General features: G+C 63.0%; 14 protein-coding genes. 4 read left to right on the plus strand and 10 right to left on the minus strand.

Features of this window, described 5'->3' with window-relative positions; genetic code table 11:
- Positions 1-137 precede the first annotated feature (137 nt).
- On the plus strand, positions 138-2867 hold the full coding sequence (locus F7R26_RS08940) for a bifunctional acetate--CoA ligase family protein/GNAT family N-acetyltransferase (protein WP_150990142.1): 2730 nt from the start codon (positions 138-140) through the stop codon (positions 2865-2867).
- Positions 2868-2925: 58 nt separating this feature from the next.
- On the opposite strand, the gene F7R26_RS08945 is transcribed toward F7R26_RS08940, so the two are convergent.
- The 4 genes from F7R26_RS08945 to F7R26_RS08960 form a co-directional block, all read right to left on the minus strand.
- On the minus strand, positions 2926-3591 hold the full coding sequence (locus F7R26_RS08945; RefSeq protein ID WP_150990144.1) for a phosphoribosyltransferase: 666 nt from the start codon (positions 3589-3591) through the stop codon (positions 2926-2928).
- A 94-nt stretch (positions 3592-3685) separates the two neighbouring features.
- Positions 3686-4066: a TraR/DksA family transcriptional regulator gene (locus tag F7R26_RS08950; RefSeq protein ID WP_150990147.1), complete on the minus strand. Its 381-nt coding sequence runs from the start codon at positions 4064-4066 to the stop codon at positions 3686-3688.
- Positions 4067-4342: 276 nt separating this feature from the next.
- Positions 4343-5173, minus strand: coding sequence for a universal stress protein (locus F7R26_RS08955; RefSeq protein WP_150990150.1), 831 nt, complete (start codon positions 5171-5173; stop codon positions 4343-4345).
- 287 nt (positions 5174-5460) lie between these two features.
- Entirely contained in the window at positions 5461-6324 is an 864-nt protein-coding gene (locus F7R26_RS08960; RefSeq protein WP_241754515.1) for a hypothetical protein, read from the minus strand.
- 201 nt (positions 6325-6525) lie between these two features.
- Here F7R26_RS08960 and F7R26_RS08965 point away from each other — a divergent pair, with 201 nt between their 5' ends.
- Positions 6526-7185, plus strand: coding sequence for a carbonic anhydrase (locus tag F7R26_RS08965; RefSeq protein ID WP_150990153.1), 660 nt, complete (start codon positions 6526-6528; stop codon positions 7183-7185).
- A gap of 323 nt (positions 7186-7508) precedes the next feature.
- Here the strand turns inward: F7R26_RS08965 and F7R26_RS08970 are convergent, their stop codons facing one another.
- From F7R26_RS08970 to F7R26_RS08985, 4 genes are read right to left on the minus strand one after another with little or no spacing between them, the layout of a single operon-like run.
- Entirely contained in the window at positions 7509-8252 is a 744-nt protein-coding gene (locus F7R26_RS08970) for a VWA domain-containing protein (protein ID WP_193692141.1), read from the minus strand.
- Complete coding sequence (locus tag F7R26_RS08975) at positions 8240-9307, minus strand: hypothetical protein (protein ID WP_150990156.1); 1068 nt, start codon at positions 9305-9307, stop codon at positions 8240-8242. Before F7R26_RS08975 ends, F7R26_RS08970 begins: the two co-directional genes overlap by 13 nt.
- 24 nt (positions 9308-9331) lie before the next feature.
- Positions 9332-9970, minus strand: a complete 639-nt coding sequence (locus tag F7R26_RS08980; protein ID WP_150990158.1) for a TerD family protein — start codon at positions 9968-9970, stop codon at positions 9332-9334.
- A 17-nt stretch (positions 9971-9987) separates the two neighbouring features.
- A complete protein-coding gene (locus F7R26_RS08985) occupies positions 9988-11184 on the minus strand; it encodes a hypothetical protein (protein ID WP_150990161.1) in 1197 nt (398 codons plus the stop codon).
- A 625-nt stretch (positions 11185-11809) separates the two neighbouring features.
- On the opposite strand from F7R26_RS08985, the gene F7R26_RS08990 reads away from it, so the two are divergent.
- On the plus strand, positions 11810-11974 hold the full coding sequence (locus F7R26_RS08990) for a hypothetical protein (protein WP_193692142.1): 165 nt from the start codon (positions 11810-11812) through the stop codon (positions 11972-11974).
- Positions 11975-12400: 426 nt separating this feature from the next.
- Positions 12401-12667, plus strand: coding sequence for a hypothetical protein (locus tag F7R26_RS40910; RefSeq protein ID WP_241754516.1), 267 nt, complete (start codon positions 12401-12403; stop codon positions 12665-12667).
- Between the two features lie 285 nt (positions 12668-12952).
- On the opposite strand, the gene F7R26_RS09000 is transcribed toward F7R26_RS40910, so the two are convergent.
- Positions 12953-14311: an MFS transporter gene (locus F7R26_RS09000; RefSeq protein WP_150990164.1), complete on the minus strand. Its 1359-nt coding sequence runs from the start codon at positions 14309-14311 to the stop codon at positions 12953-12955.
- Positions 14312-14479: 168 nt separating this feature from the next.
- Positions 14480-15181: a sterol desaturase family protein gene (locus F7R26_RS09005; RefSeq protein ID WP_150990167.1), complete on the minus strand. Its 702-nt coding sequence runs from the start codon at positions 15179-15181 to the stop codon at positions 14480-14482.
- Between the last annotated feature and the right edge of the window lie 37 nt (positions 15182-15218).

A 15218-nucleotide genomic window follows, 5' to 3' on the forward strand; every position in this document is an offset into this window, starting at 1 on the left:
ACAATGCTGGCATATCGGCATATCGGCATATCGGCATATTGGCGTTCGCGCGATGGCGCATCCGGCCTGACGCAAAGCCCGTCCCGCTGCGGGATACGGATCTGGCGCCCCCTCCCACCCCGACGACCCCGAGCACGATGAGTATCCGTAACCTGGAACATCTGTTTCATCCGCGCTCGGTCGCGGTGATCGGCGCGTCCGTACGACCGCATAGCGTAGGGGCCACCGTGTTTGCCAACCTCTGTGCCGGCGGCTTCGCCGGACCGGTGTATGCGGTGAACCCAAAGTACCGTGCGCTGGAAGGCCAGCCTTGCTATCGCAGCGTCGCCGCGCTGCCCGATGCGCCCGAACTGGCGGTGATCTGCACGCCACCCGATACGGTGCCGGGCCTGATCGCCGAACTGGGCGAACGCGGCACCCTGGCCGCGGTGGTCCTTACCGCAGGCATGGCGCAAGCGCACGGCACGGGCAGGCAATCCCAGCAGGATGCAATGCTCGGCGCCGCCAGGCCGCATCTGCTGCGCATCCTTGGCCCCAACTGCGTGGGGCTGCTCGTGCCAGGCCTGGGGTTGAACGCCAGCTTTGCGCACGCGCCACCCCTGCCCGGCAAGCTGGCCTTCGTCTCGCAGTCGGGCGCCCTGACCACGGCGGTGCTGGACTGGGCAAGATCGCGCCAGATCGGCTTTTCTCACTTCGTCTCGCTAGGCGACAGCGCCGACGTCGACGTGGCGGATGTGCTCGACTATCTCGGCAGCGACCCGGGCACCCAGGCGATCCTGCTTTATGTGGAAGCGGTCAGGTCCGGGCGCAAGTTCATGTCCGCGGCGCGCGCGGCTGCCCGCAACAAGCCAGTGCTGATCATCAAGGCCGGCCGGGTGGCAGAAGGCGCGAAAGCGGCAACCTCGCATACCGGTGCGCTGGCAGGCGCCGACGATATCTACGACGCGGCGATCCGCCGGGCCGGCATGTTGCGCGTGGACACCACCGAGGACATGTTCGACGCAGTGGAAACGCTCGCGCGCGCCCGCCCGCTCGCCGGCGATCGACTGGCGATCATGACCAACGGCGGCGGCGCTGGCGTGATGGCCACCGATGCCTTGATTCTTGGCGGCGGCCGGCTGGCCACCCTGGGAGACGCCACGCTGAAGCTGCTGGATGCGGCCTTGCCATCAACCTGGTCGCACGCGAACCCCGTCGACATCGTTGGGGACGCTCCCGTCGAACGTTACGTCGACACCTTGAAGCGACTTGCGGCGGACCCCGGCAGCGATGCGATCCTGATGATCCACGCACCCACGGCGATCGTGCCAAGCAGCGACATCGCCATTGCCCTCACCAGCGCCATCACGCCAACTGCGCCGGCCACACCGTCGAGGGTATCGCGCCCCGTCTTCACAAGCTGGCTCGGCGGAGACTCGGTGACCCGCGCCCGCCAGATCTGCCGGCACGCGGGTCTTCCCACCTACGACACGCCGGAACGGGCCGTGCGCGGCTTCCTGCAGGCCGTGGCCTACCGCCACAACCAGGAACTGCTGATGGAGACGCCGCCATCGGTTCCGGCCGGCGCCGAGCCCGACAGCGAACGGGCGCGACAGTGCATCCGCGACGCGCTCGCCACCGGCCGTTCGATGCTGACTGAGCCCGAAGCCCGCACGGTCCTGACCGCCTATGGCATCCCCGTGGTGGAAACCCGGACCGCTGCCGATATCGGTGCCGCCGTCGCCGCCGCCGAAGGCATCGGCTATCCGGTTGTCGCCAAGATCCTGTCGCGGGACATTACGCACAAGTCCGATGTTGGTGGCGTGGCGCTGGACCTGCAGTCTGCCGGCCAGGTGCGGCAGGCCCTGGAGCGCATGGAAGCCCGCATTCGCAGCGAACGGCCCGGGGCGCGCCTGGATGGCTTCACGGTACAGCGCATGATCCGCCGGCCAGGTGCTTTCGAATTGATCCTGGGCGCCACCACCGATCCTGTGTTCGGCCCCGTGGTGCTGTTTGGACACGGCGGTACCGCCGCCGAGCGCATTGCCGACCGTGCCATCGCCCTGCCGCCGCTGAATGTCAACCTGGCAAGGGATCTTGTCGCCCGCACGCGCGTTGCGAAGCTGCTTGCAGGCTATCGGGACCAGCCGCCGATCTGCCATGACGCCCTGTACCAGGTCCTGATCCAGCTGTCGCAACTGCTATGTGACCTGCCGGAAATCACCGAACTCGATATCAATCCGCTGCTGGCCGATGGCGCAGGCGTGCTGGCCCTGGACACGCGCATTGGCGTGGCGACGGCTACGCAGCCAGGCGCAGCCCGCCTTGCCATCCGCCCCTATCCCAAGGAACTGGAGGAGACCGTGGCGTGGCACGGCACACCGTTGCGATTGCGCCCGGTACATCCCGAAGATGAACCCGCCTACCAGGCCTTCTTTGCCGCAATGACCCCGGAGGACATCCGCATGCGCTTCTTCTGCATGATCCGCCAACCGCCGCACAGCCAGCTCGCACGCATGACCCAGATCGATTACGCCCGCGAGATGGCTTTCGTCGCCGTCGGAGCGGCGACCGGCGGGCAGCCGGCCATCCTGGGCGAAGTGCGGGCCGTGGCCGACCCCGACAACCTGCGCGCCGAGTTCGCCGTGGCGGTGCGCTCCGATTGCAAGCGCCAGGGCATTGGCAGTCTGCTGCTGGGCAAAATGGTGGCCTACTGCCGCGCACGCGGCACGCAGGAGCTGATCGGGACCACGCTGGCAACCAACAGGGCGATGCTCAGGCTCGCCGAAAGCAGCGGCATCCACGTTCTGCGCACCGGCCAGCCTGCGAGCGACGGCGTGGAACTCCGCCTCTTGCTGACGGGGCCGGACTCAGCCGATGGGCCATGACATCGCATTGGCCGAAAGGATCAAAGATCAAAAACACCGACTCCAAGAACGCCCACCCCTACTCCCGTCCCGCCAAACGCCCCTCCCCGTGCTGCCCCGAATCCCCCTGCAGGCAAGCCACCACTTCCTCATCCTCAACCTGCGGAAACTCCCGGTAATGCTCACCGACGGCGGAAAAATTGGCCGGCGACTGCAGGCAGACCACCTCATCCGCGTAACGCCGCACCTCGGCGAGCGAAGCCGGCGCGGCCACGGGCACAGCGCACACCAGCCGGGCGGGATGCTGCTGGCGCAAGGCATGCAGTGCGGCAATCATGGTGGCACCCGTGGCAAGCCCATCGTCCACCACGATCACCGTGCGCCCTTCCAGCGCACGCGCGGAGCGCCCCGGCGTGTATTGCTTGCGGCGGCGGCGCAGCAATGCAAGCTGTTCGTTGCGCTCCTGGTTGAGATAGCTGGAGTCGGCGCCAACTCGTGCCGCGTAGGGCGTCACGTAGACCCAGCCGCTTTCATCGACCGCGCCGACCGCCATCTCGCGGTCGAATGGCGCCCCGAGCTTCCTGACCAGGACCACGTCCAGTTCGCCTCCGAGCCGCTCGGCGAGTATCTTGCCCATTGGCACGCCGCCCCGTGGTATGGCAAGCACAAGGGGATGGGCGTCGCCGTAGCCGGCGAGCGCTTCGGCCAGCCGCTCGGCGGCCTCGTTCCTGTCCTGGAAAGTCATGGCATCCCCCCTTGCCGGCTTGCGGCCCTCAAGCGCGGTGCCAATATGCGGACGCACCTGTGGCGAGCCCGCCCACGGGATCGCCCGCCCATGCTCATCGCATGCCGCTCGACGCCCCGAACATGTGCTCGTGCTTGCGCTGGCATGGGGTGCAGCGTTTGGCCGTGGGGTACGCTTGCAGCCGCGGATAGGGAATGGGCTCGCCGCAGTCCAGGCACACGCCGTAGCTGAGCCTGGTAATCCGCTTACGCGCCACCGCTATGTCGGCCAGTTCCATGCGGTAGTGTTCCGCCACGGCATCGTCCATGCGCTCCTCGGTGCCATGCTCGGCGAGCTCCGCGTCGTCGCTTGGTTCGCGCCCGGTGGACACGGTACGGGGAACGGCCGCGGCGTCCATCTGGCCACGGATTCTCTGCTCTCTGCTGTCCAGCAAGTTGACGAGGCTGGAGAGCTGCTCTTTCGTTAAATCGGACATCGTTGACTCCCGGGCGCGGCAAGGTGGATCCACGTCCATGATGCGATGACATCGGGCAGGCCGCTTGCGCCAGATCAAGTGATCGGCTATTGGCACGAAATGCCTGCGGCGTGGCGCATTGGACCCTCGTTCCGCTTCAAGCTTCAATATAGGTGGGTGGCTAGCGGTTAGCTGGATGCGCGTCAATCTCACTTCCGGCGATGCGCAGAGCCAGCGGCAGCGATGGTGCGCGTGGGCGCGGATATCGCGCCGGCGCCATGCTGGCAGTTAATGTGACTAGTGTGACATCAGGACCGGCACCGTCATGGTGTCCAGCAAAGCCCTGGTGACGCCACCCAGTACCAACTCGCGCAGGCGGCCGCGCCCGTAAGCGCCCATCACCACCACATCGGCGCCAAAATCGGCCGCACGCGAGAGCAAGGTTTCGCCGATGGCAATGTCCGATCCTTCCTGGCAGTGTTCGAACTCAGCTTGAACGCCATGGCATGCCAGAGCAGCCATGGCATGGCCCGGCAGGCTCGCATCGGGCCGCGCGCCAGTACTTTGCGCGCAAAGCACCTTGGCCTGCCCGCCGCTGATCAGGGGCATGGCGTCGTGCAAGGCGCGCGTTGCCTCGCGTCCGCCGTTCCAAGCCACCATGACACGCGAGCCGGGTGCGGCGAACTGCCCGGCGAACGGAATGACAAGGACGGGCCTGCCACCGTCGAGGATGAGGGTTTCCAGGAACTGGGTCGCCACAAAGCTGTCCGGGTCGGCCGGATCGTATTGCCCGGCAACGACAAGGTCGGCCTCGCGCACTTCGCGCAGCGCCATCATCAACGGATCGCCATCCACTGCACGCCACTCGGTTTTGATCCCCAGGCCCTGCGTTACCGCCAGGAAGCGCCGGTGCACCTCCTCGCGCGCCTCACTGCGCCGCTGGCGGTCCTCGTGGATATAGGTCGCGGCGCCCTCCATCAGGTAAAACCAGGCGACGTCCGGCATAAAGCCGGCAAACAGCCCGATCAGCCGGGCATGGCGGGCCACGGCGAGCCGGGCAGCGATTTCAAGCCGGTCCAGCGCGCGTGGGCTGGTGTCCAGGTGGACCATGATGCTGGCGTATTCCATAGCATTCCTGTGCGGTTCGGGATTGGGAGTCCTGACTCCAGTCTAGGAAGCGTTTGGACGTGGCTATTGACTCAGGTCAAGCCCGGTAGCTTGTGCACAGGGGCTGGCGCCACGCGCAAGCCATCGATATGGATCAAGCTGCAACAGTCGGCGTGACCTAGGATAAATGCTGGGCCCACCGAGGATGTCACCATGCACCAGACCATGATGTTAAGTCCTCATGAATAGGCGGCACTAATGCTTATCGCGCTTGTAGTGGCTGACTCTTGATGAATGGGATGCGTCTGTCATCCTGCGGCCAGCTGACGTTGATACTCCTTGAATTTCATCTGCATATACGCTGGGCGCTCAATTTCATGCAGTTGCCGGGGATATTGCTCCGTGGCATTGAACCAGTTGGTCAGGCGTCGCTCGAGCTGCTTTCCCGGCGGACTTGACAGCGCACTCAGGTACGCGTCGATGGCCAGGTAGTAGCGCATGGTATTGCGCTCTATCAAGCCGCGGATACCTCCCACATATTTGCTGTCTCCAGTGGAAGCCACCTTGCCGATAGCTGTGAAGCCTACCTTGCCGCTACCGATGGTAGCCAGATAGGTGCGCATTGCGATCCGCCCGGCTAGCCCGTAGCTATAGGAATAGGTGAGATGCAAGAAAGTCCGATTTCCTTCAACGGGTATCGCCTCGAGCACTATCAGGTAGTCCTTGGTACTTAGCGGCCCGTTGTCAGCCCTAAGCTCTACCCCGAAGTACTCGGTAGTGGGGCTGGGTATCGCTCGGTAATGGAATTGCAAGCGGTAGGTGTCCACAAGCTCTTGCTCGACCTTCTTGCCTAGGTTCACCTCAAGTATGGTTCCGTTGCCGCCGATCGCAGCATGGCAGTACTTGATGTTAAGGTGCAATATCAGCACATCACACCAGTTAGCGGGCGCCTCCGGGCCATTATGCAGCGCCCCATCGACTACCGCGAACGGGTGATCCAACACGCTGTAGATATCGCCTTTAAGCATAGAGGCCGACTCGATCGATTCCAGGTACAGCCTACGTCGGAACGGACTGTGGTTGAGTTGTTGTACTGAACTCTCGTATCGGTCATGCAAGCTTGCAGCATTGTCCGCCGCCCGCGCGACGGACACATGGCATAGAAGGCACATCGTCAAGATTGCAATATGGTAGGCCTTGACTTGCACTAGCGTGTGTCGGCCGCGCGCCTGGCAAGCGCTTTCGTTCATGAGTTCTCACGCCCCATATTGTTGGTGGCCCGTCACATCGGCGATAATCGCAGCGCACCGGCATCGGCATGACAAAATATCGAACGGTCGTGCCTGTATCACGTAACCAATCTGGAGGACGCCATGCGTGACATCATCGACGGCTTTCTGCGCTTTCAGCGCGACGTCTATCCTCAACGAATCGAGCTTTTCAAGCAACTCGCAACGACACAAAATCCCAAGGCGCTGTTCGTCACCTGCTCGGACAGTCGCGTCGTGCCCGAGCTCCTCACCCAACGTGAGCCGGGAGAGCTGTTCGTCATTCGCAATGCCGGAAACATCGTGCCGTCCTACGGTCCGGAACCTGGCGGCGTTTCGGCCACCGTCGAGTATGCGGTCGCGGTCTTGGGCGTGCAGGACATCGTGATTTGCGGGCACTCCGACTGTGGTGCGATGGGCGCGATCTCGCGTTGCACTTGTCTTGATCACCTGCCGGCAGTCGCGAGCTGGTTGCGTCACGCGGATGCTGCAAAAGCAATCAACGCGGCGCATCAGTTCGATACCCCTCGCGCTAAGCTCGACGGTCTCGTCAGAGAAAACGTGATCGCGCAATTGGCCAATCTACGCACCCATCCGTCTGTGGCACTTGCGCTCGAACAGGGACGCATGAATCTGCACGGATGGGTTTACGACATCGAGAAGGGTAGCATTGATGCTCTCGACGGCCCGACACGACGATTCGTACAGCTTGCCGACTCGCCGACCACTGTGGCTGTGGCTTCGCGCAATCGCGGACAGATGTGAGAGAAGCTGGCAGCGACTCGATGTAACAGGGACCCGCTTGACCAGGTGCCTGCGCCTGCAGCGGCAGGCCGGGCGACCACTGCGGTGCCGCTCTTCTGGCTCCAGCCGGGGCACCAGGGAGGCGTCCCCTGGTCGAGGAAGCGGGCTCCACAAACACGCTCACGGGCGCGTTGATATTCCTTATCCACAGGCTTCTCCCGTGGCGCGGGGGACAAATCGGCCCCCTCGGCCTGCAGTTGCGCCACTGCCCGCAAGGCGGTCAATTCGCCGCTAGCGGCCTCGTTGGCGGCCTGCCAGGTCGACTGCACGGCATCGGCCGCGACTTAGGACTTCAGCCAGGTAATCAGCTCTTCGCTGATGAAGCGTATGTTCAACTCGTCGTCCGACAGGGCCACGAAAGCACGCAAATTGTCGATACCAACAAATCCCGTGTTATCGAACTCGTCGCCAAGCTGTTCGAGGAAGGGGAAGCTGCCACCCTGGTTTGACACGCCGATGAAGAGGAAATAGACCTCATCCCTGCGTTCCTGGGATGCACGCAGCACGTCCAGCGTGCGCGCCCTATCCGAGTTTTCGCCGTCGGTGATGACAATCACCAGGCTGCGGCGCTTCTGACCGGACTGCACTACCTTGTCCTTCTTTCCGAAGAAGCGGCCGATGACGCTCGCCCTCTCAACGATTTGCGTCCAGCCGAAATGCGCCAGCATGCGCTCGAGCACGTAGGAGTAGTCCGTACCGCCGTTCCAGCCGTTGACCTTGCCGATAATGTGCTTCTTCACGAAGCCCTGGTAGTTGTCGGCGTTGATGGGGCACACATTCTCGACGTGTGACGCGCCGTTAGAGAAGGTAAAACAGTCGACCTTCTTGTCCGGGTCGAAGGCGAGGCCCCAGGGAATCAGGCGCGTGAGCAGGTCGTTGGTCACGCCGTCACGATGTTCGTCCTCGAATGAGCCCGACACATCGATTGCGAAGCCAACCTCAAGCTCTGGCGGCTTCACCACGCCAGCCTTCTGGAGGTTGAGCACCAGAGCCTGGGTCGCCTTTTCGAGGTTCACTACGAGAGCCATGCTTTCTTCCTTTCAAGAAATTGAGTCAGGTCACTGAGCTTTTCCAGCACCAGGTACCGTTGTGTTTCGTTCGGCTTGTCGGTCAGCGCGGCGAGTTGCCCATACATCGCGGGCAACTTGACCAGCACGCCATCCTGCACCAGGAGCACCAGTTCCTTGAACCTCGTCTCATCCTGGCGCAACGAGAGAATATTTTCCTGCGCCATGGCTTGCGACGTGGCGAGGGCCATCAGCCGTGACTGCAGCAGCAGTGCCTCATCCGTGCGTAGCCCCTCCAGCAGGTACTCGCCGGCGAGAAAGACCCCTTCCAACTCGTGCTGGGCGGCCACGTTGCGCGCGGCCAGTTCCGCGAACGACGACAGCAACGCCATCACCGCCTTCCCGTCGGTCGAGAGCCGAGACTCGAGCTGGCGAATCTCCGCCTCGTTTCGCATCCAGACTGCGCTCGCTGACTTTTTCAGGAAGCCGCCTGCCATTGCATCCACTATCTCAGCCAGCAGCCTGTGCAAGCGGTTCATCAGCGCAGCAACCTGTCTCGGAGCCGTCGCCTCAAGCAGCTGAAGCCGGTCCTTGATGACTGCGTTGACGCTCTCCTGCGCGGCCACTCCGAATGCCAGCCAGTCCGCCGACCCCATGCTGTCGGCCGCAACGCCTGCTAGTACCGCGCGCGCCTGAGCGATACACCCGGGCTCCGCGCCAGGAAAGCGGCGCATCAGGTCCGCTGGCGTTACCGAGACCAAGCGACGGAGACTACCGGCCATCGCCGAAGGATGAACCGGTGCAGCAGACTCCGGAATCCGTTCGACAGTGACGGCTGACACGGCCGTAGGCGCCAGCGAAGATGCGGCCGTGGCCGGCCCGCTTTGGCCATTCGAAGGCAGTGCGGCCGGCCGCACGACGGTCGGCGAGGGGACCTTCGCAGGCACCCCGACGCCGGGCAGCGCGGCGGGCTGGATAACGGTCACTTGAGGACGCGTCTGGAGGCCGCCATCCACGGCAGGCGTCGCCGGTGCGCCAACTGCGTCACCGCCAATCACCGTGACTTTGTACGTCATGATGGAGAGCCTCCGGTCGACTGCTTATGAGAAGTGGCCCAGCACGCCGTTAAAGTCAGTATTGAAGCCCACGCCAACGCCGATGAACGAGGCACCGTTGCCGTCCACCACGATGGAGCCCATCTGCACGCCGACGAAGGCGCCGAACTGGCTGGACAGGCCCACATCGAGCAGGGGCTGGCCCGCACTGTTTTCGATGATGACGCGCGCATTCTCGACGTGCTTGAAAGTCTTGCCAGACGCCTGCGGGTGAATCATCGCGAGCAGGGGGATCTCGAGATGGCCGGCCGCCGGCATCGTGAGCAGGCGCGGCTTGACGGTGACGTACTCGTCGTCGCCTGCCAGGCTGCCGTCTCGCGCATCCGGACTATGGACCAGCGCGCCGCCATGCACCGAGAACGTCTTGTCCGCGGCCAGCGCAAGCGTGCCGGCCTTCACGCCACCTTCGAGCACGCGCTCGACGTTGTAGGTGGACAGGATGTCGCCGAGGCTCGACGCTTTCGCGCCGCTGCCGGTGTTGACGGTTACCAGCGCGTGCAGGTCGAGGTCGGTATTGCCGTCCCACGACAGGCGAACCTTGAACTCCTCGCCCTTGTTCAGGTTCAGGGAAAGCTTCGGTGCGGCTTCGCCCGGCTTCGACAGGTTCAGTACCAGATTGCTCATGCTATCTTTTCTTTGCGTTAGAAGGTTTGCGGTGCGACCGTCGCCGCGGGATTGAGTTGCCTACCGAGGTTGAGCAGGTCCTGCCGTACTTGCGACATTGTGCTGCGGGCTTCCTCGAACTTCGCCTGATTCGTGGCGCGAGCGGCCTGAACGATGGACTGCAGCGCCTGCGTATCGGCGACGACGCGTTTCAGGTTATTGGCCTGATCCAGGCGATTGTTACCTGGGGCCGTAGCGGCCGTAGCCACTACGTTCTGCATCAGCCTGGAGCGCACCTCCTGAAGGTTCTTGTCCAGGTTTGCGCCGGACTGGCCGAGACGCTGGACGTTCTGCACCATTTGCGCGCCGTGAATCGTCAGTAGCGTCATGCGGATGCTTGCGAAGCGGTCCCCCATCGTGACGATGAGTTCTTGCAGCGTCGATACGCCTGCGTTCTGCAGTTGGCGAATCACCAGCTGTTCAGCCGGCAACTTGGTCATCATGGCTTCACGGGCCAGGGCAACCGATTCGAGCGCCTGCAGCTTGTCTTGTATCTCCTGCTGCAGGGATATGTCCTGCCCTGCAGCCGCCAGAAGCGCCGGTGCTTCGGCTTGCGCCTTCTTCAAGGCGTTGTGCAAGAAGGCCGTTTCTTGCGCGAATGCGACGAAACTCTTGCGGTATTCCGCCTTCTGCGCATCCATCACTTGCAGGTCGTCGTTAAGCCTGTTCATTTCGATACGGAGCTTGTTCTCCATACCGTTGACCTCGTCGCTCAGGGTCTTCGACTTGAGCTTGGCGATGCGTGCAAGGTCCTCGTAGACCTTGTCCATCGCGCGCTGCATCGCCTTCTTGCTGAACAGGCCGATAATTCGGTCCTTGATGCCCGGTTTGGCGTTCAGGATGGCGTCGGCTAACTCACCAAGCTTCTCCTTCGCCACCGCGTCGTTGAGCGCGTCCACCAGCTTGAACAGTTGCGGGTTATCCGCCTTGTTGATGCGGGCGAGGAAGCCGTCGAGCACCCGATTAAGGTTCAGCGTGGGCTCGGCCCCGAGCGCGGCGACTTGAGCTTGTGGCATGGCGGCGAAGTGGAATGCCGCCACGCGGTTCTCGATGTCGGCCAACTGAGCGGGCTCGAGCATGACCGGGAAATTCATGGGCAGCGCCACGCCGGGCGCCGGCTCCATGTTGGGGCTCAGCGCGGTGTCGTGCATCGCAGTGATGGCAGTCGGTTGCATTGATTGTTCCTTACGCAGTCGCGGCGGCCTTGTACTCGTCCGCTAAACTGCTGGTTGCCAACGTGCACCGCATTAGTACGGCGTTTTTGGCCCATTTACCAAATGGACAAACTGTTGCCTTGGGCGGTAGGCCTTAAGTCCTGGTTCAAGCCGGCGTAATTCTTACTACAAACAAGACCCATGTGTCCAGCGGCGCAATCGATCTTGGCAAGTCCATGCTCATGGCAGGCTCGCTCAATCTATGGGAGATCGTGCGCTGCCGCGTTGCCGGGCTGGTGTTCAAATGGTATTCCGCCATGGCGGCTAGTTCCTCGTCGGAAAGGCGGTCCATTCACTTGAGGGTGGAATGCTTCGATAAATGCAAGTGAAAAGTTGGGATCAGTGCCGGCAGCCACCTTCTGGTAGGCGGACCCCCAACTTCCTGTTTTGGACGCGCTCTGCGCAGCGCCCTCTTCTATTTTGGCCTGGCGTTACGAGACGCCCAGTTAGGCGCCGATCGCCCTTGCCACGCCACCCGCCAGCGCCTCCACGCCCACGCCGGCGGCGCCTCCGATGGCCATGCCCGCCAGTCTGCCCATCGAGGAGTGCGCAGAGGCAAGCGAAGTCCGTGCGCTGGCGGATTTGATTGAAGGAGGAGCCCGATTTCGCCATCGTGCCGCGGGCGGAATGGGATGACTGGCTAACGGGCCGGGATCCCGAGCTGGTGCGCAGCTTCATGCGGCCCTACCCGCCCGAGTTCATGGATGCCGAGCCGGCGCTGCGTGCGCCGAGAGCGAAGGCTGCCGAGTAGCCTGCCCCCTCGCAATACGGAATATGCGCGGCGAGATTTCCACACGTTAATGGACCCCTCACTCTAGGGGCATACCACCGCCTTAATGTATGAGACATTTTGGCGGGGCGGTTCCAAGGGCAGCCTAATATCAGATCACGTCCGCAGATCTGCGGACTTTTTTTGGTGTGCCTCGTACGAAGTCACTTAGATGCCTCGATATCGACGCTTCGATATCAACGCATCAAAACCAGCGTCAACATCAACAAAACGTTACAAAGCACTCCCTGCCCCTTCGTCATCGCAGCCTGGTTCCGCGGCGTTACTGAATCATGCGCGGCCAATCCTGCCGGGCATCAACAAGGAAGGGAGCTCACGGTGTTTACTAGAAAACTGATCGGAAGTGTGGCAATCGCCGTTCTGGCGGCAGGCGTGGCTGGTGGCGCAATGGCAAACGATACCCAGTGGCAGAAGAATCACCCGCGTCGCGAGCAGGTCAACGGGCGTCTTGCCAACCAGAATGCTCGTATCCACCAAGAGGTCAAAGAAGGTGAAATGTCCCGCGGCCAGGCAGCCACGCAGCACAGAGAAGATCACCAGATCCGCGCCGAAGAACGCACCATGGCAAGCCATGACGGAAGCCACATTACCCGTGCCGACCAGCGCGCCCTTAACCAGCAGGAAAACGCAGTGAGCAGGCAGATTGGCCGTTGATTGATCGCTAAGCATTCGCATTCTGGTATCACTGTTTGCCAGGCAGAAATCAAGAAGCAAGCCGACGACCCAGTCGTCGTAGCCCGCCGCTCGGCGGGTTTTTTTTAGCTTCTGTCGCAATCGGGGAGAGATCGCCGCTGGGGGACAATCACAGCCATCGCTTTCCCGCCGCGGTCATCAGCAGCGCGGCGCGGTCGTACCCTATGAGACGAGCCGTTGTTGCTGCGACAAATTCGGGGCCCGCTTTGCCGTTCGCGCTCATTGGAGAAGGTTAGGCAGGCCCGTCTACCGCTCGGGCTGGCTGACCTCCCCAAGGCGGCCGGCGGTCTCAGGAACGATCGCCGCACCGGCCAGGTAAATGGCAGTGACCACCGCGACGAAGATCCCCAGCACTTTTGGCAGGTCGGCGGGGGTGCTGGCGCACAGCGACGCAAAGGTCGGCATCATGCCGCCGATGGCAAAGCCGATATTCCATGACAGGCCGGTCCCCGTGGCACGGATGCTGGTGGGAAACCGTTCGTTCAGGAAAATGAGGATCGGGGCGAAGCCGGTGCTGCCCAGCATCGCCAGCGCCACGGCATACAGGCCAAGTGTGGTGACATCCGGTACCGCGGACATCCGTTGGTAGATCAACGGCAGCAGCACCACGTTCAAGGCGCCGATCAGCAGGAAGGCTCGCTTGCGACCAATCAGCGTGCTGAGGTGACCGGCAAGTATCGAAGCCACGATAACGCCAACGCTGCTGGCCATCAGGATGGCCGCGGAGGCCCCCGCCGGTGCCTTTACCACGATCTTGAGGAAGGTCGGCAGATAGCCGGAGGTCAGGTAGTAGGCGCTGCCACCGCCCACGGTGAGCAGGATGTTGACGAAGAGGACGCCACGGTACTGGCGGGAGAAGATCACGCGCAGCGGGTTCTCAACCGGCGCGGCGTGCCCCTTGGCCGCCTGCAACTGCTTCCACAGCGGAGACTCCTCCAGCGAGTTGAAGATGAACAGGCCGAGCACCGAGCTGATGATGCCGGAGAAGAACATGCAGCGCCAACCCCAGGCGTCGAACGCTTCCCCCGGAAACAGCGCGGTCATCGCCATGTAGGTAATGGAAGCCAGCAGTGCCCCGATACCCGCGCCACCGCCACCGACCAGCCCGGAAACGGCCCCGCGCCAGGACGGGGGCACCGATTCGGTACCGATGGTGTGGGTGGATGCCACCACGCCACCCACGAAGATGCCCTGCACCAGCCGCAGCAGGATAAACAAGGCTGGCGCAAGCAGCCCCACCTGACTCACCGTCGGCAGCAGGCCGAACGCCGCCGTGGACAAGCCAACGCCAGTGACGGCAACCACCATCGCCCCCTTGCGGCCGTGGCGGTCGGCATAAGAGCCGAAGATCGCCGAGCCGAGTGGCCGCATCAGCAGCGTCACGGCAAACGACGCGTACACCGCCGCCAGCGACAGCATCGCGTGCTCCGACGGGAAAAACAGCCTGCCGATCACGGGCGCCACGAACAGCAGGATGAACAGGTCGAACAGGTCCAGCGCCCATCCCATGCACGACGCCGTCACGGCACCAAACACCTGGCGATTGCTCGCCGCTGGCAGCGCCTCGCCGATCGTCTCTGTACGCTTTTTTGCTACGGCTTCCATTGTTGTCTCCTTTGATTTGATTTGAATCTCTGCTTGGATCATGACGGCAGGGTTGTCGCGCGGGCGGTGCCTTGCCGCCCCGGCAGCCGTTGCGCTGGTCGCGATCGTGGCCGAGGAGATCCGCAGGGTGTCAGGCGCCGCCGGCTGATCCGGGTGCGGCGGCCCTGGCTACCCCTGCCCTTGCATCGGGCTTCGCACCTCGTGTGGCACATCGCTGCGCGTGCCGAACAGCGTGTCGCAGATCGGGAAGGTCAGGTTGAAGTTCTGCGTGGCCATCAGCTCAGGATCGTGATGCGTGACGTGCAGGCGCCGCACGGTCCCCACGAACGGCATCCGGTCCAGCAGTGGGCTTTCCGTGATGTGCGACAGCGTATGCAGGCCCTCGTACATCAGGTAGTACGCCGCCATCGTCATCAGCGCGATATAGCCCGCGTTCTTCGAGAACCCCAAGCCGATCACCAGCGCGAACGGTACGGCCGCCAGCACAAAGGCTACCGGCGCAAAGGGCGGAAACAACAAGGCGCGCCAGTGCTTCTGGCCTTTGTACTCAAGCGTCAGATGTGTAAAGAAGCGATGATGCACCGCGCAATGCCGTTTATAGATCGCGCTGAACAAGCGCGTCGGTCGATGCAATATATAGCGGTGCGCGGCCCACTCGGCCCAGTTCCCGAGCAAGAAGATTGGCACGATCGCGAGCCACTGCGCCAGCGTCGGTGCTTGCAGTTTCATCGCGCACCAGGCAATCACCCCGCCGGTGAACAGCAGCGTGAAGGCCAGATGCAATTCGCCGCGATACCACGCAGGGGTGGCGGCGACATATTCGTCGCGGAAGCGGTAAGAGCGCGCGCGGATTTCGTCATCGTATTTCATCGTTATCTCCTCGTTCCAGCCGCCGGTGGCGCGCCAT

The sequence above is a fragment of the Cupriavidus basilensis genome (assembly GCF_008801925.2).
Lineage (GTDB): Bacteria > Pseudomonadota > Gammaproteobacteria > Burkholderiales > Burkholderiaceae > Cupriavidus > Cupriavidus basilensis.

Bases quoted from the DNA above. Each gene is read 5' to 3' on its own strand.
- F7R26_RS08940 (WP_150990142.1), top strand. From the start codon at position 138: ATGAGTATCCGTAACCTGGAACATCTGTTTCATCCGCGCTCGGTCGCG.
- F7R26_RS08945 (WP_150990144.1), bottom strand. From the start codon at position 3,591: ATGACTTTCCAGGACAGGAACGAGGCCGCCGAGCGGCTGGCCGAAGCG.
- F7R26_RS08950 (WP_150990147.1), bottom strand. From the start codon at position 4,066: ATGTCCGATTTAACGAAAGAGCAGCTCTCCAGCCTCGTCAACTTGCTG.
- F7R26_RS08955 (WP_150990150.1), bottom strand. From the start codon at position 5,173: ATGGAATACGCCAGCATCATGGTCCACCTGGACACCAGCCCACGCGCG.
- F7R26_RS08960 (WP_241754515.1), bottom strand. From the start codon at position 6,324: ATGTGCCTTCTATGCCATGTGTCCGTCGCGCGGGCGGCGGACAATGCT.
- F7R26_RS08965 (WP_150990153.1), top strand. From the start codon at position 6,526: ATGCGTGACATCATCGACGGCTTTCTGCGCTTTCAGCGCGACGTCTAT.
- F7R26_RS08970 (WP_193692141.1), bottom strand. From the start codon at position 8,252: ATGGCTCTCGTAGTGAACCTCGAAAAGGCGACCCAGGCTCTGGTGCTC.
- F7R26_RS08975 (WP_150990156.1), bottom strand. From the start codon at position 9,307: ATGACGTACAAAGTCACGGTGATTGGCGGTGACGCAGTTGGCGCACCG.
- F7R26_RS08980 (WP_150990158.1), bottom strand. From the start codon at position 9,970: ATGAGCAATCTGGTACTGAACCTGTCGAAGCCGGGCGAAGCCGCACCG.
- F7R26_RS08985 (WP_150990161.1), bottom strand. From the start codon at position 11,184: ATGCAACCGACTGCCATCACTGCGATGCACGACACCGCGCTGAGCCCC.
- F7R26_RS40910 (WP_241754516.1), top strand. From the start codon at position 12,401: ATGGCAAACGATACCCAGTGGCAGAAGAATCACCCGCGTCGCGAGCAG.
- F7R26_RS09000 (WP_150990164.1), bottom strand. From the start codon at position 14,311: ATGGAAGCCGTAGCAAAAAAGCGTACAGAGACGATCGGCGAGGCGCTG.
- F7R26_RS09005 (WP_150990167.1), bottom strand. From the start codon at position 15,181: ATGAAATACGATGACGAAATCCGCGCGCGCTCTTACCGCTTCCGCGAC.